Below are 25,649 nucleotides of genomic sequence, written 5' to 3' on the forward strand. Positions count from 1 at the left end.
TGTGCACTTGAGTGCCCGGGCCGGTTCACCATTGGAGTCCTTGGGAGGTGCCCTCATGAGCCTGCTGCTCGAGCCTTACACCCTGCGTCAGCTGACGTTGCCCAACCGCATCGCCGTCTCGCCGATGTGCCAGTATTCCGCCGTCGATGGCTTGGCCAACGACTGGCACCTTGTTCATCTGGGCAGTCGCGCTGTAGGTGGCGCCGGGTTGGTCATCAGCGAAGCGGTGGCTGTGACCGCCGATGGCCGTATCACTGCCGAAGACCTCGGCTTGTGGACCGATGAGCAGATCGCCCCACTGCAACGCATCACCCGCTTCATCACCGCCCAGGGCGCTGTGCCGGGTATTCAGCTGGCCCACGCCGGGCGCAAGGCCAGTACCCATCGCCCCTGGCTGGGCAAGCATGGCAGCGTCAAGATCGAAGACGGCGGCTGGCAGCCGGTGGGGCCGTCGAAGATTGCCTTCGACCCTGAGCACACCCCGCCGCGTGAGTTGAGCAAGGACGAGATCCAGGACGTCATCGCCGCATTCGTCAAAGCGACCGAACGGGCGTTGCAAGCAGGTTTCAAGGTGGTCGAAATCCACGCGGCCCATGGCTATTTACTGCACCAGTTCCTCTCGCCGCTGAGCAACCAGCGCCGCGATGAATATGGCAGCTGTTTCGAAAACCGCATCCGCCTGACCCTGCAGGTGACCGAGGCAGTGCGCAAGGTCTGGCCGCAGGAACTGCCGCTGTTCGTTCGCGTTTCGGCAACCGACTGGGTCGAGGATGGCTGGAACCCTGATGAGACGGTCGAACTGGCCCGCAGGCTGCGTGGGTTGGGGGTCGACCTGATCGACGTGTCGTCGGGCGGAACCTCAATGAACGCCGAGATTCCGACCGGCCCTGGCTACCAGACCCGTTTCGCCGAGCGTGTACGCAAGGAATCGGAAATCGCTACCGGCACGGTGGGCATGATCACCGAACCGGCCCAGGCTGAACACATCCTGCGCACTGGGCAGGCCGACCTGATCTTCCTGGCTCGCGAGCTGCTGCGCGACCCGTACTGGCCGTTGCATGCCGATGATGACCTCGGTGGCAACAGGGCTACATGGCCGGCGCAGTATCAACGGGCTACCAGCCGGGCGAATCCGATACATGAGTCGGACCTGCGGGACTGATTGACTACTTCAGCTGTAAGCGGCCTTGCTCAGAATATCGCTGACCCATTGATTGATGCTTTTTTCCGCCAGCTCGGCCTTTGCGGCCACGCTGGCGTGAAGGGTAGGCTCAAGGCGCAGGCTCAGCTTCCCCGAATAAGTCTTCTGCGGCTCGCGGCCAAGGCGTTTACAGGTTTCGAGATAGTCATCAACGGCCTCCTCGAATGCTTGCCGCAATTCACTGATAGATTCGCCGTGAAAACCAATCACGTCACGTATGCCCGCAACGTGTCCAATCAGCAACTGGTCCTCGTCACTGTATTCGATTCTTGCGGCATAGCCGCGGTAGGTCATGACATTCATGGTGTTACTCCGGCCTGCTCAAGGAACTGGCGGGCGTCGCGCAATTGATAGGTTTTGGCATGCTTGTCCGGGTGAGGCCGATGGAAGGTGGCAACGGCCCCATTGAGCTCGAAACGAACTCGCGAACCTCGACCTTCGATGACATTGGCGCCAACTGATATCAACAGTGACTCCAGCCGGACCCATTCCAAGGTCTTGGGCACTGGTTTCCTGAAAATGGCTTCAAGGGTCGATCGTTGATGATTATTCATGGTATCAGACTATGATACCAGTCGATTTTTGCACAACGGCCGGACTGTAGGAGATAGGGACGGTGATTGAAGGAAAGGTCCTAGGTATTCCTGCGAGGACCATCGCCACTTCATACCGGCCTCCTTGCTGACTTGTCTCAGCAGAGGCCGGTAGCTTCACATCACGTTCAATGCTTGATCATCACATGCCGCACACAGGTGTAATCCTCCAGCCCATACATCGACAGATCCTTCCCATACCCCGAATGCTTCTGCCCACCATGGGGCATTTCGCTGACCAGCATGAAGTGGGTATTGACCCAGGTGCAGCCGTACTGCAGGCGGGCCGCCAGGCGGTGGGCGCGGCCGGTGTCGCGGGTCCACACCGACGAGGCCAGGCCGTACTCCGAGTCGTTGGCCCATTCCAGCGCCTGGGCTTCGTCGGTAAAGCGCGTTACAGATACCACCGGGCCGAACACTTCGTTGCGCACGATCTCGTCATCCTGCAACGTGTCGGCCAGCACCGTCGGCTCGAAGAAAAAACCATCACCCGGCAGTGCCTTGCCCCCGGTGACCAGGCGAATGTGTGGCTGGGCGATGGCGCGTTCGACCAGGCCGGCCACCTTGTCCCGGTGCTGAGCGCTGATCAGCGGGCCGAGTTCGGTGTCTTCGGCGTCCTGCAGGCCGGCTTTCAGGCTGGCCACGGCTTTGCCGAGGCGTTCGACGAAACGCTCGTAGATGCCAGCCTGTACATACAGCCGGCAGGCCGCGGTGCAGTCCTGGCCGGCATTGTAGAAACCGAAGGTACGGATGCCGTCGATGGCGGCATCGATGTCGGCGTCGTCGAATACCAGTACCGGCGCCTTGCCGCCCAGCTCCATGTGCATGCGCTTCACGCTGTCGGCAGTGGCGCCGATGATGTGCGCGCCGGTGGGGATCGAGCCGGTCAGCGAAACCATGCGCACCTTTGGGTGGGTGATCAGCGGGTTTCCGACGGTCTGGCCGCGGCCGAAGAGTATGTTCAGCACGCCCGCAGGCAACACGTCCTTGGCCAGTTCGCCGAGGCGCAGGGCGGTCAGCGGTGTCAGCTCGGACGGTTTGATGACCACGGTATTGGCGGCAGCCAAGGCCGGCGCGATTTTCCACGCCAGCATCATCAGTGGGTAGTTCCAGGGCGCGATCGAGGCCACCACGCCCAGCGGGTCCCGGCGGATCATCGAGGTGTGCCCGGGCAGGTATTCACCCGCCGCCGAGCCACCCAGGCAGCGGGTGGCACCGGCGAAATAGCGGAACACGTCGGCGATGGCCGGTATCTCGTCGTTCAGCGCGGCGCTGAAGGGTTTGCCACAGTTCTGCGACTCCAGGCGGGCCAGCTCATCGGCGTGTGCCTCGATGATGTCAGCCAGCGCCAGCAGGGCCATGGACCGTTCTTTCGGGCTGGTTTGCGACCAGCTGTCGAAAGCCTGGTCGGCGGCACGCACAGCGGTGTCGACCTGGGCCTCGGTGGCTTCGTTGAGCTGCGCCAGGGCGCTGCCCTCGGCCGGGTTGAGCACGGTCCAGGCCGGGCCTTCGCCGGCGACCAGGCGGCCATTGATCAGCATGTTGGTTTGCATCGGGGGCTCCTTGTGGGTCATTTGCCGCTGCCCGTGACGCTCTCACCGCCGCGGGTCAGGTAGTAGGCGCCGAGGATCGGCAGCATGGTCACCAGCATCACTAGCATGGCGATCACGTTGGTCACCGGGACGTCGCGCGGGCGGCTGAGCTGGTTGAGCAGCCAGATCGGCAGGGTGCGCTCGTGGCCGGCAGTGAAGGTGGTGACGATGATTTCGTCGAATGACAAGGCGAACGCCAGCATGCCGCCGGCCAGCAGCGCCGAGCCGAGGTTGGGCAGGATGATGTAGCGGAAGGTCTGCCAGCCATCGGCGCCCAGGTCCATCGACGCTTCGATCAGGTTCTGCGAGGTGCGCCGCAGGCGGGCGATCACGTTGTTGTAGACGATCACCACGCAGAAGGTGGCGTGGCCGACCACGATGGTGAACAGGCCCGGTTCGATACCCAGCGTCTTGAACGCGGACAGCAGGGCGATGCCGGTGATGATCCCGGGCAGGGCGATCGGCAGGATCAGCATCAGCGAGATGCTCTCCTTGCCAAAGAAACTGCGCCGGTACAGCGCCGCCGAGGCCAGGGTGCCGAGTACCAGGGCGATCAGCGTGGCGAGGCAGGCCACCTGTAGCGACAGCTTGATCGCTTCGAGCACGTCCGGGCGGGCGAAGGCCACGGCGAACCATTTTAGGGTAAAGCCCTTGGGCGGGAAGCTGAATGCCGCGTCTTCGGTGTTGAAGGCGTACAAAACGATGATCAGTATCGGGAAGTGCAGGAACAGCAGCCCGCCCCAGGCCGCCAGGCGCAGGCCCATCGACGCTTTTTCAGAGTGCATCGAAGGCCCCCAGGCGCTTGACGATGGACAGGTACACCGCAATCAGCACGATCGGCACTAGGGTGAACGCCGCAGTCATGGGCATGTTGCCGATTGCGCCTTGCTGGGCGTAGACCATGCTGCCGATGAAGTAGCCGGGCGGGCCGACCAGTTGCGGCACGATGAAGTCGCCAAGGGTCAGCGAGAAGGTGAAGATCGAGCCGGCGGCGATGCCCGGTACCGACAACGGCAGGACCACCTGCAGGAAGGTCTGCCCCGGCCGGGCGCCGAGGTCTGCCGAGGCTTGCAGCAATGACGGCGGCAGGCGTTCCAGCGAGGCCTGCACGGGCAGGATCATGAAGGGCAGCCAGATGTACACGAACACCAGAAAGCGCCCCAGGTGCGAAGTCGACAGCGTGCTGCCGCCCACGCCGGGCACGGCCAGCAATGCCTGCAGCAGGCCCTCGAGGTGCAGTTGCTGGACGAACCACTGCGCGACGCCACCCTTGGCCAGCAGCAACGTCCAGGCGTAGGTCTTGACGATGTAGCTGGCCCACATCGGCATCATCACGGCGATGTAGAAGAACGCCTTGGTCTTGCCGCTGGTGTAGCGCGCCATGTAGTAGGCGATGGGGAACGCCAGCACGGCGCTGGCCAGCGAGACCGCCACGGCCATGGTCAAGGTGCGCAGGATGATGTCGAAGTTTGACGGGTTGAACAGCGCGGCGAAGTTGCCAAGGGTCAGCGTTGGGGTGACCGCCATGGTGAAGTCGTCGAAGGTGTAGAACCCCTGCCACAGCAAATTGAGCAACGAGCCCAGGTAAATGGCGCCGAACCAGGTCAGTGGCGGGATCAGCAGCAACAGCAGGTACAGGTTGGGGCGGCGGTAGAGCAGGTTGGAAAAACTGCGCAACGGGCTCATTTCACCGGCCCTCGGCCAGGACGGTTTCCTGCAGCGCCGTCATCGCCTCGCGCGGCCAATGCGCCTGCACCCGCTGGCCGGTTTGCCAGCCCTGTGGCCGTTCATGCCAGCGGTCGTTAGCCTGGCTGACCGCCAGCAGTTGGCCGCTGTCCAGCTGCAGCTCATAACGGGTGGCGCTGCCTTGGTACTGAACGTCGCGCAGCAGGCCGCTGATCTGCACGCCGTCAACCGCGCCGGGCTGGCTCAGCAGGCGGATATGCTCGGGGCGGATGGAGAAGGGGGCTCGGCTGCCACTGAGATGCTCGGCCAAGTCGCCGCGGACCACGTTGGAGGTGCCGACAAACTCGGCAACGAAGGTGGTGGCCGGTTTCATGTACAGGTTGCGTGGGGTATCGACCTGCTCGATGCGGCCGCGATTGAACACCGCCACGCGGTCAGACATCGACAGCGCTTCGGTCTGGTCGTGGGTAACGAAAATGAAGGTGATGCCCAGCTGGCGTTGCAGCTTTTTCAGCTCACCCTGCATCTGCTCGCGCAGTTTCAGGTCGAGTGCGCCCAGCGGCTCGTCGAGCAACAGTACCCGCGGCCGATTGACCAGGGCCCGCGCCAAGGCCACGCGCTGGCGCTGGCCACCGGAAAGCTGCGCCGGTTTGCGCTCGCCATAGCCCGCCAGGGCCACCATCGCCAAGGCCTCTTCGGCACGCGCATGGCGTTCGGCCTTGGCCACGCCCTTGACCTTGAGGCCGTAGGCGATGTTGTCGAGCACGTTCATGTGCGGGAACAGTGCGTAGTCCTGGAACACGGTGTTGACGTCGCGCTGGTAGGGCGGCACACCAGCGGCTTCGACGCCATGGATGCGGATGGAACCACTGTCCGGCTGCTCGAAGCCGGCGATCAGGCGCAGGCACGTGGTCTTGCCCGAACCGGAAGGGCCGAGCATGGAGAAGAACTCGCCGTCGACGATGTCGATGCTGACCTGGTCGACGGCCTTGACCTCGCCGAAGGTGCGCGATACCTCGGTGAACTGGACTGCTAAGGGCATGGGCACGACTCAGTTATTCATCAATTGGCTTCAACGGCCTAATCGCTGGCAACAACGCGAACAGTGTGGGAGCCGGCTTGCCGGCGATGAGGCCGGTCCAGGCCAGATAAAACTCAACGCCCGCCCATGATCGCAATGTAGTCCTGCGTCCAGCGGCTATACGGCACGAACTTGCCGCCCTGGGCCTGTGGGGTCTTCCAGAAGGCGATCTTGTCGAAATTGTCGAAGCCGTTGGTCTTGCAGCCCTCGGCCCCCAGCAATTCGCTGCCGGTACAGGCCGCCGGCACCGCCGGCAACGAGCCGAACCAGGCCGCCACGTCGCCCTGTACCTTCGGCTGCAGTGACCAGTCCATCCATTTGTAGGCGCAATTGGGGTGCTTGGCCTCGCTGTGCAGCATGGTGGTGTCGGCCCAGCCGGTGGCGCCTTCCTTCGGTATGGTCGAGGCTACCGGCTGGTTCTCGGCCTTCAGGCCATTGACCATGTAGCCCCACGAACTGGAAGCGACCACGCCTTCGTTTTTCACATCGCTCATCTGCACCGTCGCGTCATGCCAGTAACGGTGAATCAGCGGTTGCTGCTGGCGCAGCAGGTCGAGCACGGCCTTGTACTGGGCTTCGTTCAGCTCGTACGGGTCCTGGATGCCCAGTTCAGGCTTGGCCGACTTCAGGTATAACGCTGCATCGGCGATGTAGATCGGCCCGTCATAGGCCTGCACGCGGCCCTTGTTCGGTTTGCCATCGGGCAGGTCCTGCGCTTCGAACACCACGCTCCAGCTGTTCGGCGCCTGCTTGAATGTGTTGGTGTTGTACAGCAGCACGTTTGGCCCCCACTGGTACGGGGTGCCGAAAACCTGCTTGTCGACGACGTACCAGCCGCCGTTCTGCAGGCGCGGGTCGAGGTTCTTCCAGTTGGGGATCAGCGCGGTGTTGATCGGTTGCACCTTCTTGCCGACGATCAGGCGCAGCGAAGCGTCGCCGGAGGCGGTGACCAGGTCGTAACCGCCCTTGTTCATCAGGCTGACCATTTCGTCGGAGGTGGCGGCGGTCTTGACGCTGACCTTGCAGCCGGTCTCCTTCTCGAAGCCCGTGACCCAGTCGTAGGCCTTGTCGCTCTCGCCGCGTTCGATATAGCCGGGCCAGGCGACGATATCCAGCCGGCCTTCGCCGGCGCCCAGGGCCTTGGGCAGCTCGGCGGCCTGCAGGCCGGCGCTGGCCAGCAGCGCGCCGGTCACGGCGCCGAGCAATGCGGTCTTGTGCACTGACATGGTGTTCCCTCTTTTTGGAGATCTTGGTCGGGGCAGTCGTCAAGAAAGCAGTGGAGCGATTGTCATAAGCGTAGTGCGCTTGCGCGACTTCGAGTCTAGTTGCGTTTTTTGCTTATCCACGCAACATCCGGAAGCAAATCCAGGGATGGCCTTCCACCCGCCAGGCCGTACTCTGCGGGTTACCTTCGTTACCGTGGAGACGCACGCATGAACACCCGGGGCCTGCTCGATCAATTGCTCAAATCCGGCCAGGAACTGCTGAACAAACAGTCTGGCTCAGGCAAGCCCTCGACCGGTGGCGCCGGCCTCGGCAGCCTGCTCTCCGGGGCTGGCGGCGGGGCCTTGGGGGCTGGGGCGCTGGGCTTGTTGCTAGGCAACAAGAAGGCGCGCAAGTACGGCGGCAAGGTGATCACCTACGGCGGCCTGGCCGCGCTCGGGGTGCTCGCCTACAAAGCCTATGGCAACTGGCAGGCCCGCCAGGGGGCAGGGCAGGCGGGCGAACCGCAAACCCTCGACCGCCTGCCGCCGGCACAGGCCGAGCAGCACAGCCAGGCGGTATTGCGCGCCCTGGTGGCGGCCGCCAAGTCCGATGGCCATATCGACGAGCGCGAGCGCACGCTGATCGAGGGCGAATTTACCCGCCTGGACAGCGACCGCGAGCTGCAGCACTGGCTGCACGACGAGCTGAACAAGCCGCTGGACCCGGCCGAAGTAGCCCGCGCCGCGCAAACGCCTGAGATGGCCGCCGAGATGTATCTGGCCAGCCTGATGATGGTCGACCAGGAGAACTTCATGGAGCGCGCCTACCTGGACGAACTGGCGCGGCAGCTGCACCTGGACCCAGCGCTGCGCCAGGAGCTGGAAAGCCAGGCGCGCCTTGGCGCAGGGCAATAACCTGCAAATGGCCTGTCCATCAGGCATGGATGCCTGATTACCCCGCATTTCAGCCGCAAAAGCGTAGGAAGCCTGGGCTATACTTCGGCGATTTTCCCGCTCGTTGTGAATTCCTGAGGGCTGAATGTGAAGAACTGGACGTTGCGCCAACGGATCCTGGCAAGTTTCGCCGTGATCATCGCCATCATGCTGCTGATGATCGTGGCCGCCTACTCGCGGTTGGTGGCGATCGAAAGTGCCGAGGAGGCGGTCGGCACCGACAGCATTCCCGGGGTTTACTACAGCTCGATGATCCGCAGCGCCTGGGTCGACAGTTACGTCACCAGCCAGCAGTTGGTGGGGTTGTCCGACCACCGCGAAATCACTGCGGCAGACATGGAGCTGTTCAAAAGCTTTGAAGACCGCCTCAAGCAGCACATGGCCAGCTATCAGCAGACCATTCAGGACAATGACGACCAGGCGCGCTTCGACACCTTCATCCAGATGGAGGAAACCTACACGCATATCATCGGCCAGGTCCTGGACGCTTACCGTCGGCACGACTACACCGAAGCCGAGCGGCTGATCAAGGACGTCCTCACCCCGGCCTGGGTGGACGGCCGCAAGCACCTCAATACGGTGATCGAGCACAACCGCGAATCCGCCGATGCCGCTACCCACGAGATCGTCAGCGCCGTGAGCACCGCCAAGGGCAGCATGATCGTCTCGCTGCTGTTGGCGATCGTTGCGGCCGGTATCTGCGGCCTGTTGCTGATGCGTGCTATCACCGCCCCCGTACAGCGCGTGGTGCATGCCCTCGACAAATTGCGTTCGGGCGACTTGAGCATGCGCCTGAGCCTCGACCGCAAGGACGAGTTCGGTGCCATCGAGAGCGGCTTCAACGAAATGGCCGAGGCGCTTGCCAACCTGGTGTCCCAGGCCCAGCGTTCGTCGGTGCAGGTGACCACCTCGGTCACTGAAATTGCCGCCACCTCCAAGCAGCAGCAGGCCACCGCCACAGAAACCGCGGCCACTACGACCGAAATCGGCGCCACCTCGCGTGAGATCGCCGCTACCTCGCGCGACCTGGTGCGGACCATGACCGAAGTCACCAGCGCCGCAGACCAAGCGTCGAGCCTGGCTGGTTCCGGCCAGCAGGGCCTGGCGCGCATGGAAGACACCATGCACCAGGTGATGGGCGCTGCCGACCTGGTTAACGCCAAGCTGGCGATCCTCAACGAAAAGGCCAGTAACATCACCCAGGTGGTGGTGACCATCGTCAAGGTCGCCGACCAGACCAACCTGCTGTCGCTCAATGCCGCGATCGAAGCGGAAAAGGCCGGCGAGTACGGCCGTGGCTTTGCCGTAGTGGCCACCGAGGTGCGGCGCTTGGCTGACCAGACGGCGGTGGCGACTTACGACATCGAGCAGATGGTGCGGGAAATCCAGTCGGCGGTCTCGGCCGGGGTCATGGGCATGGACAAGTTCTCCGAAGAGGTGCGCCGCGGCATGTTCGAGGTGCAGCAGGTGGGCGAGCAACTGACCCAGATCATCCACCAGGTGCAGGCGCTGGCGCCGCGGGTGCTGATGGTCAACGAAGGCATGCAGGCCCAGGCTACCGGTGCCGAGCAGATCAACCAGGCGCTGGCCCAGCTCAGCGACGCCAGCACCCAGACGGTGGAATCGCTGCGCCAGGCCAGTTTCGCCATTGACGAACTGAGCCAGGTGGCCGCGGGCCTGCGCGGCGGTGTTTCGCGCTTCAAAGTCTGACCGCCATGACCGACCTGCACCCTCATACGGCAGCAGCGGCCAGCGCCAAGGGCACGCTGTACCTGCAGTTTCGTCTCAACGAGCAACGCTTTGCCCTGGACGTGCGCGAAGTGGTCGAGGTGCTGCCGCGCCGGCCGCTCAAGCCGATCGCCCAGGCACCGGCCTGGGTCGCTGGCATTGTGGCCCACCGTGGCGTGCTGGTGCCGGTGGTCGACCTGTCGGCGCTGAGCTTTGCGCGCCCGGCGGCAGCGCGCACCAGCACACGCCTGGTGCTGGTGCGCTACCGTGGCGAGCATCAACTTGGGTTGATCCTCGAGCAAGCCACCGAAACCTTGCGTTGCCCCGCCGAGGAATTCCAGCCCTATGGTCTGGATAACGGCGAGGCGCGTTACCTGGGCCCGGTTCGCCAGGACGCCAGCGGCTTGCTGCAGCGTATCGAAGTCGATGATTTGCTAACCGATGCCGTGCGCGAGCTGCTGTTCCCCCCTGAGCCCGGGCAGGTGCCAGCATGAGCGAGCAACGCTTCTTCCGCTTCTTGCAGGAGCGGATCGGCCTGGATGTCGACTCGGTGGGTGCGCCCATGGTCGAACGTGCCCTGCAGCAGCGCTGCGTCGCGGTAAATGCCATCGACTTGCACGACTACTGGCTGCGCTTGCAGCAATCTGCAGAAGAACAGCAGGCGCTGATTGAGGCGGTGATCGTTCCGGAGACGTGGTTCTTCCGGTATCCGGAGTCCTTCACTGCGTTGGTCGGGCTGGCCCACAAGCGCCTGGCCGAGCTTGCCGGCGAACGGCCCCTGCGCTTGCTGAGCCTGCCATGCTCCACGGGGGAAGAACCCTATTCGCTGGCCATGGCCCTGCTCGACTCCGGGATGAGCCCGACGGCGTTTCACATCGACGGCATCGATATCAGCCCCAACTCGGTGGCCAAAGGTGTGCAGGGCGTTTATGGACGCAACTCGTTCCGTGGCAGCGAGCTGGCGTTTCGCGAGCGGCACTTCCACGAGTTCGACGACGGTCACCTGCTGGATGAGCGCGTTCGCGCACAGGTCAGCCTGAAAGTGGGTAACGTGCTCGATCCCGCTTTGAGCAGCCGCAATGGGGACTACGACTTCGTGTTCTGCCGCAACTTGCTGATCTATTTCGATGTGCCGACGCAACAGCGGGTGTTCGAAGTGCTCAAGCGCCTCACCCATGCCCAGGGCGTGCTGTTCATCGGGCCGGCTGAGGGTAGCCTGCTGGCGCGGCTGGGCATGCGGCCTCTGGGGATTGCCCAGTCGTTTGCCTATGTCCGCCAACTGGCGGATACGCCCTCGGCACCACCGCCGATACGGCGCAGCTTGCCGGCGCCAGCAGCGCCGAGCCGGCCCATGCCTGCACCCGCGCGCGTTTCGCGGCCATTGCGCCAGGCCCCGGTTGCCGCGCCTGGCGCCGCGCAGCGCGAAAGCGAAAGCGAGCTGCTGGCCAGCATTGCCCGCCAGGCCAACGCCGGCGACAGCGCGCAGGCCCGCGCCGGTTGCCAGCGCTACCTGCAGCAATTTGCGCCCAAGGCCCAGGTGTATTACTGGCTGGGCCTGCTCAGCGATACCGAAGGCGATGCCCGCCAAGCGCTGACCCATTACCGCAAGGCCTTGTACCTGGAGCCTCAGCACCCCGAAGCGCTGTTGCACCTGGCCATGCTGCTGGCGGCCCAGGGCGACGAAGCCGGTGCCCGCCGCTTGCAGGAGCGCGCGGCGCGCGCAGGCCGGGAGAGTGAACGATGAACGTCGAACACGCGATCAAGCTGCTCGCTGAGGATGACGAGCGCATCGACGATTGCTGGAACCGCATCGGCGTGCACGGCGACAAGCAGTGCCCGCTGCTGGAGCGGCATATCCATTGCCGCAATTGTGAAGTTTACGCCGCCGCTGCCACCCGCCTGCTCGACCGTTATTCACTGGCCCAGGACGATCAGCTGCATGAGGCTGCAGTGGTCGAGAGCCGCGCCGGGCGCTCGTTGCTGTTGTTCCGCCTGGGCGAGGAGTGGCTGGCCCTGGCCACCGCCTGCCTGGCCGAGATTGCGCCAGTGCAGCCGGTGCACTCCTTGCCCCATCAGCGCTCGCGGGTGCTGCAAGGGGTGGCCAATGTGCGCGGTGCGCTGGTGCCGTGCCTGTCGTTGAGCGAGCTGTTGGGGCTGGCGCCTGGGCCTGAGCAGGCGCGTAGCGGCCGCAGCATGCCACGGCTGCTGATACTCGCGGCGGCGGGCGGGCCCGTGGTGGTGGCGGTGGACGAGATCGACGGCATTCATCGCCTCGACACCGCACTGCCGGGCGCCCCGCAAGATTGCGCACCGTACACCGCTGCCGTGCTGCAGTGGCGCGGGCGCAGCGTACGCGTGCTGGACGATCAACAACTACTGTCTGCCGTGCAGCGGAGCCTGTCATGACCCCTGAACAAATGCGCGACGCATCGTTGCTCGAACTGTTCAGCCTTGAAGCCGAAGCCCAGACCCAGGTGCTCAGCGCGGGCCTGATGGCCCTGGAGCGCAACCCGACCCAGGCCGACCAGCTCGAAGCCTGCATGCGCGCGGCGCACTCCCTGAAAGGCGCGGCACGCATTGTCGGCATCGATGCCGGGGTCAGCGTGGCCCATGTCATGGAAGACTGCCTGGTAGCCGCCCAGGAAGGCCGCTTGCTGCTGCGCGCCGAGCATATCGACGCATTGCTGCGCGGCACTGACCTGCTGCTGCATATCGCCACACCCGGTGACCCCGCAGGTGAGGCGGCAGTCCCCGCGTTCCTGGCGCAGATGGCAGGCCTGCTCGACCCAGCTGCCGCGCCTTTACCACCCGCGTTGCCGGCCGAGCCTGCGGTGCCCGTTTTTGTCCCGCCAGTGGTCGAGCCGGTTTTCAGCGACCCCGAGCCCGAAGTCGAACCGCTGTTGCCGCGCAAGGCCGGTAAGCGCGGCGGGGAGGGCGGCGAGCGGGTGTTGCGGGTGACCGCCGACCGGCTCAACAGCCTGCTCGACCTGTCGAGCAAATCGCTGGTCGAGACTCAACGCCTCAAGCCTTATCTCGCCACCTTGCAGCGTCTCAAACGCATGCACGGCCAGGGCATGCGCGCCCTCGACGGGCTGAAGAACCACCTGGAAGACAGCGGCCAGAGCCTGGAAGTGCTCGACGCGCTGGCCCAGACCCAGCGGATGCTGGTGGAAACCCAGCAGATCCTGCAACAACAGGCCGCCGACCTCGACGAGTTCGGCTGGCAGGCCAGCCAGCGCGCCCAGTTGCTCTACGACACCGCTCTGGCCTGCCGCATGCGCCCGTTTGCCGATGTGCTCACCGGGCAGAGCCGCATGGTGCGTGACTTGGGCCGCTCGCTGGGCAAGCAGGTGCGCCTGCAGATCGAAGGTGACAAGACCCAGGTTGACCGCGATGTGCTGGAAAAACTCGAAGCACCGTTGACCCACCTGCTGCGCAACGCGGTCGACCATGGTATCGAACTGCCCGAGCAGCGTTTGTTGGCAGGCAAGCCGGAAGACGGCGCAATCCGCCTTCGCGCCTCGCACCAGGCGGGGATGTTGATACTCGAACTGAGCGATGACGGCGCTGGCATCGACCTGCAGCGGCTGCGGCGCAGTATCGTCCAGCGCGGCTTGTCCCCCGCAGAAACCGTGGCGCAGATGAGCGAAGCGGAGCTGCTGACCTTTCTGTTCCTGCCGGGCTTCAGCATGCGCGACAAGGTGACCGAAGTGTCCGGCCGCGGCGTTGGCCTGGATGCGGTGCAGCACATGGTCCGTGACTTGCGCGGCTCGATCGAGCTGACCCAGCAGGCCGGCCAGGGCTGCCGCTTCCACCTGGAAGTGCCGCTGACGCTGTCGGTGGTGCGCAGCCTGGTCGTGGAAGTCGGCGGAGAAGCCTATGCGTTTCCGCTGGCGCATATCGAGCGCACGTTGGAGGTAGCGGCCGAGCAGATCGTGCAGATCGAAGGCCGTCAGCATTTCTGGCACGAGGGCCGGCATATCGGCCTGGTGGCGGCCACCCAGCTGCTCAACCGGCCGACCGCACAGGGCGATCAAAGCAGCTTGCGGGTGGTGGTCATTCGCGAGCGTGAGCAGTTGTATGGCGTGGCCGTGGAACGCTTGATCGGTGAACGTGTGCTGGTGGTGATGCCGCTGGATCCGCGCCTGGGCAAGGTTCAGGACATTTCGGCAGGGGCACTGCTGGACGACGGCTCGGTGGTGTTGATCGTCGATGTCGAAGACCTGTTGCGTTCGGTCGAGAAGCTGCTCAGCACCGGCCGCCTGGAGCGCATCGAGCGTGGCGTGCAAGGCGGCCGTGGTGCCAGCCGCAAGCGCATTCTGGTGGTCGACGACTCGCTCACCGTGCGCGAGCTGCAACGCAAGCTGCTGAGCAACCGCGGCTTCGAGGTGGCGGTAGCGGTCGATGGCATGGACGGCTGGAACGCGCTGCGTAGCGAAGACTTCGACATGCTGATCACCGATATCGACATGCCACGCATGGACGGTATCGAACTGGTCACCCTGGTGCGCCGCGACCAGCGCCTGCAGGCACTGCCGGTGATGGTGGTGTCGTACAAGGACCGCGAGGAAGATCGACGGCGTGGCCTGGACGCTGGCGCCGACTACTATTTGGCAAAGGCCAGCTTCCACGATGATGCGTTGCTGGATGCCGTGGTAGAACTGATCGGAGATGCTCAGGGATGAAGGTCGCCATCGTCAACGATATGCCCATGGCGGTAGAGGCGTTGCGCCGGGCCTTGGCGTTCGAGCCTGCGCACGAGGTGATCTGGGTGGCCGGTGATGGCGCCGAGGCCGTGCGCCAGTGCGCCGTGGCCACCCCCGACCTGATTCTCATGGACCTGATCATGCCGGTGATGGACGGTGTGGAGGCGACCCGGCGGATCATGGCCGAGACGCCGTGCGCCATCGTCATCGTCACCGTCGACCGCAAGCAGAACGTGCACCGGGTGTTCGAAGCCATGGGCCATGGCGCGCTTGATGTGGTCGACACCCCGGCCCTGGGCGCCGGGGATGCGCGTGAGGCGGCGGCGCCGCTGCTGCGCAAGATCCTCAATATCAGCTGGCTGATCGGCCAGCAACGGCCCGGCGTAACCAAACCGGTGGCGGCACCCTTGCGCGATGCCGCACAGCGCCGCGGCCTGGTGGCGATCGGCTCGTCGGCCGGTGGGCCAGCCGCGCTGGAAGTGCTGCTCAAGGGGCTGCCCAAGGCGTTTCCGGCGTCCATCGTGCTGGTTCAGCATGTCGACCAGGTGTTCGCCGCTGGCATGGCCGAGTGGCTCGCCAGCGCCTGTGACCTGCCGGTGCGCCTGGCCCGTGAGGGCGAGCCACCGCAGCCTGGCCAGGTGCTGCTGGCGGGCACCAACCACCATATACGCCTGCTGCAGAACGGCCAGTTGGCCTACACTGCCGAACCTGTCAACGAAATCTACCGGCCCTCGATCGATGTGTTCTTCGAGAGCGTGGCGCGTTACTGGCGCGGCGATGCGGTGGGTGTTTTGCTCACCGGCATGGGCCGCGATGGCGCCCAGGGCCTCAAACTGATGCGCCAGCAAGGCTTTCTGACCATCGCTCAGGACCAGTCCAGCAGCGCAGTCTATGGCATGCCCAAGGCTGCCGCGGCAATCGGTGCGGCGGTGGAAATCCGTCCGCTGGAACGGATTGCAGGGCGCTTGATGGAAATCTTCGCACAATGACGAATGTATTGAATCACCCCGCCCACGCGGCCGTGATCAGGTGAATACGGATGACTGATCTACCCATCGAAGGTTTTGCGACCGCCAATGAAAATTCGGCGATGGTCTTGCTGGTCGACGATCAGGCGATGATCGGCGAAGCGGTGCGTCGTGGCCTGGCCCACGAAGAGAACATCGACTTCCACTTCTGCGCCGACCCGCACCAGGCGGTGGCCCAGGCCATGCGCATCAAACCCACGGTAATCCTCCAGGACCTGATCATGCCGGGCCTCGACGGCCTGTCCCTGGTGCGCGAGTACCGCAACAACCCGGCCACCCAGGACATCCCGATCATAGTCCTGTCGACCAAGGAAGACCCGCTGGTCAAAAGCGCAGCCTTCGCGGCAGGTGCCAACGACTACCTGGTCAAGCTGCCGGACACCATCGAGCTGGTGGCGCGCATCCGCTATCACTCGCGCTCGTACCTGACCCTGCTACAGCGCGACGAGGCATACCGTGCACTGCGCGTGAGCCAGCAACAGCTGCTCGACACCAACCTGATGCTGCAGCGGCTGATGAACTCTGACGGCCTGACCGGGCTGTCCAACCGCCGCCATTTCGACGAGTACCTGGAGCTGGAATGGCGCCGGGCGATGCGTGAACAGCAGCAGTTGTCGTTACTGATGATCGATGTCGATTACTTCAAGGTCTACAACGACAGTTTCGGCCACCTGGCCGGGGACGAGGCGTTGCGCCAGGTGGCTGAGGCCATTCGCGGTTCCTGCGCACGGCCCACCGACCTGCCGGCGCGCTACGGTGGCGAGGAGTTCGCCCTGGTGCTGCCCAATACCTCCCCGGGCGGTGCGCGCCTGGTCGCCGAGAAGCTACGCCAGACCGTGCATGGCCTGAGTATCCCGCACACGGCGCCGCAGGCCGATTCGCGGCTGACGGTCAGCATTGGCCTGGCGACCCACACACCTGCGGTCGGCAGCCATTGCCGGCAGTTGATTTCGGCAGCGGACAAGGGCTTGTACCTGGCCAAGAACAGCGGCCGCAACCAGGTCGGCATTGCCTGAGGCACGAGCGGTAGCCCAACGGGCTGCCGCAGCTCCCTGGATCGGTTATACTCGCGGGCTTTTCACCGAATTCGTACGAGAGCCGCGCGCCCATGGAAATCCAACCGATTCTGAACACCATCAAGGACCTCACCGAGCGTTCCCAGTCCATTCGGGGGTATCTTTGACTACGATCAAAAGCATGACCGCCTGATCGAAGTCAACCGCGAGCTGGAAGACCCAGCCGTGTGGAACAAGCCCGAGTATGCCCAGGCCCTGGGCCGCGAACGCGCCATGCTGGCGCAGGTCGTCGAGACCCTGGACAAGATGGCCGGCGGCCTGGCCGACTGCAAGGACCTGCTCGACATGGCCGTTGAGGAAAATGACGAAAACGCCGTGAGCGACGTCGTGACCGAGCTGGAAGGCCTGGAAGAAAACCTGGCACAGCTTGAGTTCCGTCGCATGTTCAGCGGCGAGATGGACATGAACAACGCCTACCTGGACATCCAGGCCGGCTCCGGCGGTACCGAAGCGCAGGACTGGGCCAACATCCTGCTGCGCATGTACCTGCGCTGGGCCGACAAGCGCGGTTTCGACGCCACCATCATCGAGCTCTCCGAAGGTGAGGTCGCCGGTATCAAGGGCGCCACCGTGCATATCAAGGGCGAGTACGCCTTCGGCTGGCTGCGCACTGAGATCGGCGTGCACCGCCTGGTGCGCAAAAGCCCGTTCGACTCCGGCGCCCGTCGTCACACGTCGTTCTCGGCGGTGTTCGTATCGCCCGAGATCGACGACAAGGTCGAGATCGACATCAACCCGTCCGACCTGCGTATCGACACCTACCGCTCCTCGGGTGCCGGTGGTCAGCACGTGAACACCACCGACTCTGCGGTGCGTATCACCCACGTGCCTACCAACACCGTGGTGGCCTGCCAGAACGAACGCTCCCAGCACGCCAACAAAGACACCGCCATGAAAATGCTGCGGGCCAAGTTGTACGAGCTGGAAATGCAGAAGCGCAACGCCGCTTCCCAGGCGCTTGAAGACAGCAAGTCGGACATCGGCTGGGGCCACCAGATCCGCTCCTACGTGCTGGATGACTCCCGCATCAAGGACCTGCGTACCGGCGTAGAGCGCAGCGACTGCCAGAAGGTTCTGGACGGCGACCTCGACCAGTACCTGGAAGCTAGCCTCAAGCAGGGGCTGTAAGCCGCACACCACCGCCGCGATGCCCGGCTGCCTGCCGGCATCGCGTGCCCTGCCCGACAAGGGCAACGAATACCTGATGGAAAGAATGACGACATGAGCGACCTCAAGACCGAATCGCAAGACCTGCAACAGGAAGAAAACACCCTGATCGCCCTGCGCAAGGAAAAGCTTGCCGCAGAGCGCGCCAAGGGCAATGCCTTCCCCAATGACTTCCGTCGCGACAGCTACTGCAACGACCTGCAGAAGCAGTACGCCGACAAGACCAAGGAAGAACTGGAAGCTGCAGCGATTCCGGTCAAGGTTGCCGGGCGCATCATGCTCAACCGTGGCTCGTTCATGGTGATCCAGGACATGACCGGCCGCATCCAGGTCTACGTCAACCGCAAGACCCTGCCGGAAGAAACCCTGGCCGCCGTCAAGACCTGGGACCTGGGCGACATCATCAGCGCCGAGGGCACCCTGGCGCGCTCCGGTAAAGGCGACCTGTACGTCGAAATGACCAACGTACGCCTGCTGACCAAGTCGCTGCGCCCGCTGCCGGACAAACACCACGGCCTGACCGACACCGAGCAGCGCTACCGTCAGCGCTACGTCGACCTGATGGTCAACGAAGAAACCCGCCACACCTTCCGTGTGCGTTCGCAAGTGATCTCGCACATCCGCAAGTTCCTCACCGAGCGCGACTTCCTCGAAGTCGAAACGCCGATGCTGCAGACCATCCCGGGTGGTGCCGCGGCCAAGCCGTTCGAAACCCACCACAATGCCCTGGACATGGCCATGTTCCTGCGTATCGCGCCGGAGCTGTACCTCAAGCGTCTGGTGGTCGGTGGCTTCGAGAAGGTCTTCGAGATCAACCGCAACTTCCGTAACGAAGGCGTATCGACCCGGCACAACCCCGAGTTCACCATGCTCGAGTTCTACCAGGCCTACGCCGACTACAACGACAACATGGACCTTACCGAAGAGCTGTTCCGCGAGCTGGCGCAGCTGGTACTGGGCACCACCGACGTGCCGTACGGCGACAAGGTGTTCCACTTCGGCGAGCCGTTCGTGCGCCTGTCGGTGTTCGACTCGATCCTCAAGTACAACCCGCAGCTGTCTGCCGCCGACCTGCAGGACGTCGACAAGGCGCGTGCTATCGCCAAGAAAGCCGGTGCCAAGGTGCTCGGCCATGAAGGCCTGGGCAAGCTGCAGGTGATGATTTTCGAAGAGCTGGTCGAGCACAAGCTGGAGCAGCCGCACTTCATCACCGAGTACCCGTTCGAAGTCTCGCCGCTGGCGCGCCGCAACGACGAGAACCCGGCTGTAACCGACCGCTTCGAGCTGTTCATCGGTGGCCGCGAAATCGCCAACGCCTACTCCGAGCTCAACGACGCCGAAGACCAGGCCGAGCGCTTCCTGGCCCAGGTGGCCGAGAAAGACGCCGGTGATGACGAAGCCATGCATTACGATGCCGACTTCGTTCGCGCCCTGGAATACGGCATGCCGCCGACCGCCGGTGAAGGCATCGGCATCGACCGCCTGGTGATGCTGCTGACCAACTCGCCGTCGATTCGCGACGTGATCCTGTTCCCGCACATGCGTCCACAGGCCTGAGCCAATTGAACAAGCCGCCTTCATGGGCGGCTTTTTCTTGCCTGAAACCTTATGTTGTCTGTCAGGCCCTATCGCCGGCAAGCCGGCTCCCACAGGTTACCGCACTGCGCTTGAGTACAGTGGAGTAGCTGCTATCGCCGGCTTGCCGGCGATAGGGCCGGTACAGTCACCCCAAGATCGATGAGGTACACCCGTGACCCCCGCAACCGCCCAGCAAGGCGCCGCCGGCATTGCCACCGCCGTCGCCGAAAGCGTGCAATACCAGGGTCGCAAGACCGCCCGCCAAGGCAGCGAACAGCGCCGCCAGCTTATCCTCGACGCCGCCATGCGCATCGTCGTGCGTGACGGCGTGCGTGGCGTGCGTCACCGTGCGGTGGCGGCCGAGGCGGGCGTGCCGCTGTCGGCCACCACCTACTATTTCAAGGATATCGAGGACCTGCTCACCGATACCTTCGCCCAGTACGTCGAGCGCAGCGCCGCCTATATGGCCAAGCTCTGGGCCAATACCGAAGTGGTCCTGCGCCAGCTGCTGGCCCAGGGCGATGGCAGCGCGCAATCGCGGGCGCGGCTGGCCGACGAAGTGGCGCGCATGACCGCCGACTATGTGTCCCGTCAGTTGCTCAACCGTCGCGACTTCATGATGGCCGAACAGGCCTTCCGCCAGGAGGCGCTGCTGTGCCCGCGCCTGGCCGAGCTGGTGCGTGCCCATGAGCAGATTCTGCTGCATGGCACGCGGCAGCTTTTGCAGGTCGTCGGCTCGCAGCAGCCGGAACAGGACGCCCAGATGTTGACGGCGATTATCGAGCAGATGGAATATCAGGGCCTGCTCAAGGACGCCGATGCGCAAGCCGATGGGCAGATGCTCGCTATGCTTACCCGTTACCTGCACCTGGTGTTGGCATCGGCCTGAGCACAGTCCGAACTTTCAAGGAGAACCTGATGAAAGCCTGGCGTGTGGTGTTGTTGACGTTGTCATTCCTGCTGCTGGGCGGTTGTCTGGTGACCTTCCATGAGCCGCTGCCGAGTAATCAGGCGGCGCCCAAGGCCCTGCTCGGCCAGTGGAGCAGCAAGGATGCCTGGGGCGAACCGCTGAAACTGGTCATCAGCCGCAGTGGCGCCGATGCCTACAAGGCCGTAGCCACGGCCAAGGGCAAGAAACCTGCAGAATATGTGTTCACCGTATCGCGCCACGGCAACCGCTGGTACCTCTCGGCCGGTGTGCCCAAGCGCCTGGGTGGCAATTTCCTGATCGGCGGCTTCGATATCGTCGATGGCAAGGAGCTGGTGCTATACAACCTCGACGTCGAGCAGGTGCAGCAGGCGGTCGAGAAGAAGGAACTGAGCGGGCACAGCATCGAGGTACCCGAAGACAACGGCGCAGGCGTTCTGATCGACAGCCCGTCCGCGCGGGTGCTGGCCTACCTGGATGACCCGGCCAATTCCGACCTGTTCGTCGAGGTGGCACGCTTCCAGCGCCGCGGCAAATAGCCAGGATCTGATTTCAAGGAGTCCCCGGTGGACGAGTATCAGCAGACCATACGCGCGCTGTCCGACCGCATTGTCGCGGCGCAGACCCCGATCCGCGTGCTGGATGCGGTGAAGTGGGACGATAGCATTCGCCAGGGCTTTCTCAAGTCCAAGGGCAAGGAGCCACCCGCGGTAGACCGCGCCTATTACCAGTCGCGCCCGCTGTCGTTCGATTCCAGCGCGGTCAAGGCCGAGTTCCAGAGCATCGAGCGCGACATCACCCGTCGGCTCGGCCAGTTCAACCCGGTCGGGCAGATCATGCGGCGCATGTGCAAGGAGTACCGCATGGTGGTGCGCATGCTTGAAGCGCGCGGCACCGAGGACTTCGGCCTGATCTCCCAGGAACTGTACGGCGCGGCGTCCGATGCGTTCCACGCCGGCGACCCGACCCTGGCCGATCTGGGCCTGATGCTTTCCGACTACCTGAACAACATCGATGGCCGTGGCGACCTCAAGGACGAGCCAAAGAACCTCACTGCCAAGGAGGCCGTGGACATTCTCCAGCGGCGCCTGAACAAGGTGTTCGGCGAGGCCGAGGAAACCATCCGCGTGTTCGAGTCCGATGGCATCGTCGCCGATGCTGCAGCGGGCGCCGACTACATCAAGGTACGCGCTGACGCCATGTTCAACAGCCGCGACGTACGCGCGCTGGAGGTGCATGAGGGCCTGGTGCACGTAGGTACCACACTGAACGGGCTCAATCAGCCGATCTGCACCTTCCTCGCCAAGGGGCCGCCCTCCTCGACGGTGACCCAGGAGGGCCTGGCGATCCTCATGGAGGTGATCGCCTTTGCCTCCTACCCCAGCCGCCTGCGCAAGCTCACCAACCGCACCCGCGCCATTCACATGGTCGAGGAGGGCGCTGATTTTCTGCAGGTGTTCGAATTCTTCCGCGCCCAGGGCTTCGAGATGGCGCAAAGCTACAGCAACGCCAGCCGGGTGTTCCGCGGTTCGGTGCCCAATGGGTTGCCGTTTACCAAGGACTTGTCCTACCTCAAAGGCTTCATCATGGTTTACAACTACATTCAGTTGGCCGTGAAGAAGGGCAAGCTTGAGCAGATTCCGCTGCTGTTCTGCGGCAAGACCACCCTCGAAGACATGCGCACCTTGCGCCAGCTGGTCGAAGAGGGCCTGGTGGAGCCGCCCAAATACCTGCCGGAGCAGTTTCGCGACCTCAACGCGCTGTCGGCGTGGATGTGCTTCTCCAACTTCCTCAACCACCTGAGCCTTGATCGCATTGAAGCCGATTACGCGAACATTCTCTGAGCGCTGCCGCTGGCTGGCACTAGGCATGTTGCTGCTGGGGCTTGGGGGGTGCAGCAGCCTGCTGTTCTACCCAGAGCCTGGCCAGCCGTTCACGCCGGAGCGGGCGAAGCTGCAGTACCGCGATGTCACCCTTTCTACTGCGGACGGTGTCCGCCTGCATGGCTGGTGGCTGCCAGCCAAGGCCGGCGTGGCGGTCAAAGGCACGGTGCTGCACCTGCATGGCAACGGCGGCAACCTGGCCGGGCACCTTGGCGGCAGCTACTGGCTGCCGGAGCAAGGCTACCAGGTGCTGATGATCGATTACCGCGGCTATGGCTTGTCCCAAGGCAAACCTGGCTTGCCGGAGGTCTATGAAGACATCGCGGCGGCCATGGCCTGGCTCGACCAGGCACCCGAGGTCAAGGGCAAGCCCTTGGTGTTGCTGGGGCAGAGCCTTGGCGGGGCGATGGCCATTCACTACCTGGCCGAGCACCCGGACCAGCGCCAGCGCTTCAGCGCGTTGGTGTTCGATGGGGTGCCGGCCAGCTATCGCGATGTCGGGCGGTTTGCCCTGAGTACCTCATGGATGACCTGGCCGTTGCAGGTGCCGTTGTCCTGGCTGGTGCCCGATGGCGACAGCGCGATCCGTTCGGTGGAGCGCCTGAGTAGCCCGCCGAAGCTGTTCTTCCACAGCATCGACGACAACCTGGTGCCGATGAACAACGGCATCCGGCTGTACCAGCACGCACCGCCACCGCGGGTGCTGCAACTGACCCGTGGCGGCCACGTGCAGACCTTCGCTGACCCGGTGTGGCGCCAGGTGATGCTGCGCTTTCTCGATGACCCGAGCCATTTCAACGGCCTGCGGCGGCTTGCCGAAGTGCCCAACTACCCTGACGAGAAGAACAAGCAATGAGTGAAGAACGCAACGCCATCCCGCTGATTCTGACCGGTGTCGGCAGCATCATCGTGACGGTGGGGGCCCTCTGGTATTACGGCTACCTGCATTTCGCAAAACCGGAGGATGCACTGCTGTTGCAGGACTTCACCATGCTCAAGACCATTCCCGGCGAGGATTACAAGGTATCCCTCGACCGCGCGCCGCAGGTCGCGCAGTGCGTGGATGGCGTGCTGGTATTGTTCGACACCGAGCAGAAAGGCCTGACCGGCGTGCTGGTGGACAACCGCAAGCGTGCGGTGCGGTGCATGGGCGAGGAGACGCCGAAGCAGGTGCAGTGAGCAGTCACTTCCTTTGGCTGTCGCAGGGTAAACCCGCTCCCACAGGTACCTCACTTGTGGGAGCGGGCTTGCCCCGCGAAGAGGCCAGAACTGACAAACAAAAACCCCGCCATCACGGCGGGGTTCTTGTTTCAGCTAGCCAGCTTACTGCGCCTGGCTCACCGAACGCGGTGCCACCGGCTGGTTGTCGTTGGAGATGGTCACCTCCACGCGGCGGTTCTGCGCACGGCCCGCGTTGCTGGAGTTTTCAGCCACCGGGTACTCCTTGCCGTAGCCTTGGGCGACGATGCGCGCCGGGTCTACGCCTGCACGTACCAGGGCCATGCGCACGGCAGCGGCGCGGCGCTCGGACAGGGTCTGGTTGTAGTTGGCCGAGCCGACGCTGTCGGTGTAGCCCTCGACGATCACCTTGCGCTCAGGGTTTTCCTGAAGGAACTGCGCCAGCTTGGTGACGTTAGGCAAGGCGCTGCTCTTGAGCTCGGCCTTGTTGAAATCGAACAGCACATCGCCGAACGTGACCAGCGTACCGCGGTCGGTCTGCTTGGCGTTGAGGCTGTCCTGCAGCTTGGCGATCTGTGCGTCGCGGGCATCCAGCTTGGCCTGGGCACGCTGGGCGGAGGCGTTTTTCAGCTCGCCTTCGGCGGTGCGCAGGGCGATGGTCTGCTTGGCCACTTCGACACGCTGGTTGGTCAGGTAAGCCAGCTGGTCGACCTTCTGGGTGTCCTCACGGTCCATGTAGGCCTTGTCGGCCTTGTTCAGCCAGTCCTGGGCGTCCTTGGTTTCAAGGGCCGCGACCTTGCTCGACTGCGGGTCGCTCTGCAGCGAAGAGAAGTTGGTGCGGGCCGACTCCAGGTTGGCGTTCGGGTCGTGCGAGCAAGCAGCGAGACCGACGCTCAGGGCCAGCAGGGCGGGAATCATGACGTAGTTGCGCATAGTGTTCATCCTTTGATCGAGTGCGAAGGCTAAGGCGGGCAGGGCAGGGCTCACTGAGCGCTGCGCAGGCCTTCCTCACGTACGTCCTGAACGCCCTGGCGGGCATCCTGCACGGCCTTCTGGGCTTTGGCAGCCTGGGCTTTGCGTTCGGCGAGGCGAGCATCCCATTCGGCCTGCTGGGCCAGGCGTCGGGCGTCGTCATACTTCTTGTCATGCATGGCAATTTCGGCCTGCTTGAACTTGTCCTGCGCCGCTTTCATTTCAACGGCGGCAAACTCGGTACCGCCAGCGCTGACGGCGGAGTTCACGGCGGACTGGGTGACGGCATACTGCTCGGTTGGCGGGTTGCCTGCACAGCCGGCCAGGACCAGGCTACTGCCCAGGGCCAGCGCGGCCAGCTTGAACCCGCGCAGGTGAGTGGATGTAAATTTCGAAGTGCGGGTCTTCATGGTGGTCAGCTCCATTGGATCACTCCTGATAACGACGATGTCCGTAGCAGTCCATCGCTCAATCCCTGGCATCGCCTCGCGTGTCGGCTGAACGGTGCACAACGGCAGGTGTGCAGGGTTTTAGCGTGATGGCTATTGGCTCTGACTGAGGCGTTTTTTGAATAGTTCAGAAAAAAATACCAAGTATTTCTGACTGATTGGTCAGCGGTTTTCCCATGGAACTTCCACTGACAGCAGCGGTATTCCGGGCCGATGGGCGGCCCGGAACATCAGGGAGGCGCGTCAGTTGCCGCTGTCGTCGCCGGTGTTGCTGAGGCTCTGCAGGTGGCGCCGTGAAAGGGCCAGGAAGCGCGGCGTAGAGCCGATGTCTTCATAAAGCGGGTCGCCTTCCTCATCGGTCGAAATGACCTTGCGGCCCTGCACGTAAGGGAAGCTGGCCTCGAGCTCTTCGAGTGCGGCGGCGACCAGTTCGCCGAGCAGTTCCTCGGCGGTGCGCTTGGGGTACATGTCGATCAGGGCCGCCAGGCGTGCTTCGGACTCCAGGTCCAGGTGCAAGCTATGGCCGGTCGGGCTCAGGGTGCCGGCGGCATTCTGTTCCCAGTGCTGGGCGAGTTCGCGGATTTTCATGATGACCTCGGTAAACGCCTTCAAAGGCTGCATCGCATCGGACTGTTGTGCCTTT

At 63.8% G+C, this 25,649-nt stretch carries 26 protein-coding genes; 16 read left to right on the forward strand and 10 right to left on the reverse strand.

Annotation, left to right across the window (positions count from 1 at the left end; genetic code table 11):
- Positions 1-55 precede the first annotated feature (55 nt).
- Positions 56-1,162, forward strand: a complete 1,107-nt coding sequence (locus ACFY68_RS07620) for an NADH:flavin oxidoreductase/NADH oxidase (protein WP_387525192.1) — start codon at positions 56-58, stop codon at positions 1,160-1,162.
- Positions 1,163-1,171: 9 nt separating this feature from the next.
- Here the strand turns inward: ACFY68_RS07620 and ACFY68_RS07625 are convergent, their stop codons facing one another.
- From ACFY68_RS07625 to ydcS, 7 genes are all read right to left on the reverse strand, one after another.
- A complete protein-coding gene (locus ACFY68_RS07625) occupies positions 1,172-1,504 on the reverse strand; it encodes a type II toxin-antitoxin system HicB family antitoxin (RefSeq protein WP_012315954.1) in 333 nt (110 codons plus the stop codon).
- On the reverse strand, positions 1,501-1,755 hold the full coding sequence (locus ACFY68_RS07630) for a type II toxin-antitoxin system HicA family toxin (protein WP_387525195.1): 255 nt from the start codon (positions 1,753-1,755) through the stop codon (positions 1,501-1,503). The genes ACFY68_RS07625 and ACFY68_RS07630 overlap by 4 nt, the downstream gene beginning before the upstream one ends.
- 167 nt (positions 1,756-1,922) lie before the next feature.
- The gene (locus tag ACFY68_RS07635) at positions 1,923-3,347 is read right to left on the reverse strand and encodes a gamma-aminobutyraldehyde dehydrogenase (RefSeq protein ID WP_387525198.1); all 1,425 of its coding nucleotides are present in this window, start codon (positions 3,345-3,347) and stop codon (positions 1,923-1,925) included.
- 17 nt (positions 3,348-3,364) lie between these two features.
- Positions 3,365-4,171 (reverse strand): ABC transporter permease, encoded by an 807-nt coding sequence (locus tag ACFY68_RS07640; protein WP_387525201.1) that lies wholly within the window; start codon positions 4,169-4,171, stop codon positions 3,365-3,367.
- A complete protein-coding gene (locus ACFY68_RS07645; protein ID WP_387525204.1) occupies positions 4,161-5,072 on the reverse strand; it encodes an ABC transporter permease in 912 nt (303 codons plus the stop codon). Before ACFY68_RS07645 ends, ACFY68_RS07640 begins: the two co-directional genes overlap by 11 nt.
- Position 5,073: 1 nt before the next feature.
- Positions 5,074-6,114 carry an ABC transporter ATP-binding protein gene (locus ACFY68_RS07650; protein ID WP_387525206.1) on the reverse strand — a complete coding sequence of 347 codons (1,041 nt, stop codon included), beginning with the start codon at positions 6,112-6,114 and terminating at the stop codon, positions 5,074-5,076.
- A 113-nt stretch (positions 6,115-6,227) separates the two neighbouring features.
- A complete protein-coding gene (ydcS, locus tag ACFY68_RS07655) occupies positions 6,228-7,379 on the reverse strand; it encodes a putative ABC transporter substrate-binding protein YdcS (protein ID WP_387525208.1) in 1,152 nt (383 codons plus the stop codon).
- A 207-nt stretch (positions 7,380-7,586) separates the two neighbouring features.
- On the opposite strand from ydcS, the gene ACFY68_RS07660 reads away from it, so the two are divergent.
- The 15 genes from ACFY68_RS07660 (at position 7,587) to ACFY68_RS07730 (ending at position 23,585) form a co-directional block, all read left to right on the forward strand.
- A complete protein-coding gene (locus ACFY68_RS07660) occupies positions 7,587-8,273 on the forward strand; it encodes a tellurite resistance TerB family protein (RefSeq protein ID WP_387525211.1) in 687 nt (228 codons plus the stop codon).
- A gap of 126 nt (positions 8,274-8,399) precedes the next feature.
- Positions 8,400-10,022, forward strand: coding sequence for a methyl-accepting chemotaxis protein (locus ACFY68_RS07665; RefSeq protein ID WP_387525213.1), 1,623 nt, complete (start codon positions 8,400-8,402; stop codon positions 10,020-10,022).
- A gap of 5 nt (positions 10,023-10,027) precedes the next feature.
- Positions 10,028-10,534, forward strand: coding sequence for a chemotaxis protein CheW (locus tag ACFY68_RS07670; protein WP_387525216.1), 507 nt, complete (start codon positions 10,028-10,030; stop codon positions 10,532-10,534).
- A complete protein-coding gene (locus tag ACFY68_RS07675; RefSeq protein WP_387525219.1) occupies positions 10,531-11,784 on the forward strand; it encodes a CheR family methyltransferase in 1,254 nt (417 codons plus the stop codon). The genes ACFY68_RS07670 and ACFY68_RS07675 overlap by 4 nt, the downstream gene beginning before the upstream one ends.
- Complete coding sequence (locus ACFY68_RS07680; RefSeq protein WP_387525222.1) at positions 11,781-12,446, forward strand: chemotaxis protein CheW; 666 nt, start codon at positions 11,781-11,783, stop codon at positions 12,444-12,446. The genes ACFY68_RS07675 and ACFY68_RS07680 overlap by 4 nt, the downstream gene beginning before the upstream one ends.
- On the forward strand, positions 12,443-14,725 hold the full coding sequence (locus ACFY68_RS07685) for a hybrid sensor histidine kinase/response regulator (protein WP_387525225.1): 2,283 nt from the start codon (positions 12,443-12,445) through the stop codon (positions 14,723-14,725). The genes ACFY68_RS07680 and ACFY68_RS07685 overlap by 4 nt, the downstream gene beginning before the upstream one ends.
- Entirely contained in the window at positions 14,722-15,735 is a 1,014-nt protein-coding gene (locus ACFY68_RS07690) for a chemotaxis response regulator protein-glutamate methylesterase (protein WP_387525228.1), read from the forward strand. The genes ACFY68_RS07685 and ACFY68_RS07690 overlap by 4 nt, the downstream gene beginning before the upstream one ends.
- A 50-nt stretch (positions 15,736-15,785) precedes the next feature.
- Entirely contained in the window at positions 15,786-16,790 is a 1,005-nt protein-coding gene (wspR, locus tag ACFY68_RS07695; RefSeq protein WP_387525231.1) for a Wsp signal transduction system regulator diguanylate cyclase WspR, read from the forward strand.
- A gap of 92 nt (positions 16,791-16,882) precedes the next feature.
- A protein-coding gene (prfB, locus tag ACFY68_RS07700; protein WP_387525234.1) for a peptide chain release factor 2 occupies positions 16,883-17,978 on the forward strand; the annotation gives its coding sequence in 2 pieces (ribosomal slippage) (positions 16,883-16,954 and positions 16,956-17,978; 1,095 coding nt in all).
- A gap of 93 nt (positions 17,979-18,071) precedes the next feature.
- Complete coding sequence (gene lysS / locus ACFY68_RS07705) at positions 18,072-19,574, forward strand: lysine--tRNA ligase (RefSeq protein WP_387525237.1); 1,503 nt, start codon at positions 18,072-18,074, stop codon at positions 19,572-19,574.
- A 193-nt stretch (positions 19,575-19,767) separates the two neighbouring features.
- A complete protein-coding gene (locus tag ACFY68_RS07710) occupies positions 19,768-20,484 on the forward strand; it encodes a TetR family transcriptional regulator (protein WP_346611828.1) in 717 nt (238 codons plus the stop codon).
- Between the two features lie 29 nt (positions 20,485-20,513).
- On the forward strand, positions 20,514-21,062 hold the full coding sequence (locus ACFY68_RS07715) for a hypothetical protein (RefSeq protein ID WP_387525239.1): 549 nt from the start codon (positions 20,514-20,516) through the stop codon (positions 21,060-21,062).
- Positions 21,063-21,089: 27 nt separating this feature from the next.
- On the forward strand, positions 21,090-22,367 hold the full coding sequence (locus ACFY68_RS07720; protein ID WP_346611826.1) for a flavohemoglobin expression-modulating QEGLA motif protein: 1,278 nt from the start codon (positions 21,090-21,092) through the stop codon (positions 22,365-22,367).
- Positions 22,339-23,262, forward strand: coding sequence for an alpha/beta hydrolase (locus tag ACFY68_RS07725; protein ID WP_346611825.1), 924 nt, complete (start codon positions 22,339-22,341; stop codon positions 23,260-23,262). The genes ACFY68_RS07720 and ACFY68_RS07725 overlap by 29 nt, the downstream gene beginning before the upstream one ends.
- Positions 23,259-23,585, forward strand: a complete 327-nt coding sequence (locus tag ACFY68_RS07730; protein WP_387525243.1) for a hypothetical protein — start codon at positions 23,259-23,261, stop codon at positions 23,583-23,585. Before ACFY68_RS07725 ends, ACFY68_RS07730 begins: the two co-directional genes overlap by 4 nt.
- A 144-nt stretch (positions 23,586-23,729) precedes the next feature.
- Here the strand turns inward: ACFY68_RS07730 and ACFY68_RS07735 are convergent, their stop codons facing one another.
- The 3 genes from ACFY68_RS07735 to ACFY68_RS07745 all read right to left on the reverse strand — a co-directional run bounded on the left by ACFY68_RS07735 (position 23,730) and on the right by ACFY68_RS07745 (position 25,594).
- Complete coding sequence (locus ACFY68_RS07735; RefSeq protein ID WP_387525246.1) at positions 23,730-24,518, reverse strand: OmpA family protein; 789 nt, start codon at positions 24,516-24,518, stop codon at positions 23,730-23,732.
- 50 nt (positions 24,519-24,568) lie between these two features.
- Positions 24,569-24,982 carry a DUF4398 domain-containing protein gene (locus tag ACFY68_RS07740; protein ID WP_346611822.1) on the reverse strand — a complete coding sequence of 138 codons (414 nt, stop codon included), beginning with the start codon at positions 24,980-24,982 and terminating at the stop codon, positions 24,569-24,571.
- 267 nt (positions 24,983-25,249) lie between these two features.
- Positions 25,250-25,594, reverse strand: coding sequence for a pilin assembly protein (locus ACFY68_RS07745; protein ID WP_387525249.1), 345 nt, complete (start codon positions 25,592-25,594; stop codon positions 25,250-25,252).
- Between the last annotated feature and the right edge of the window lie 55 nt (positions 25,595-25,649).

It is taken from the genome of Pseudomonas sp. NPDC012596 (genome assembly GCF_042902325.1).
Taxonomy (GTDB): Bacteria; Pseudomonadota; Gammaproteobacteria; order Pseudomonadales; family Pseudomonadaceae; genus Aquipseudomonas.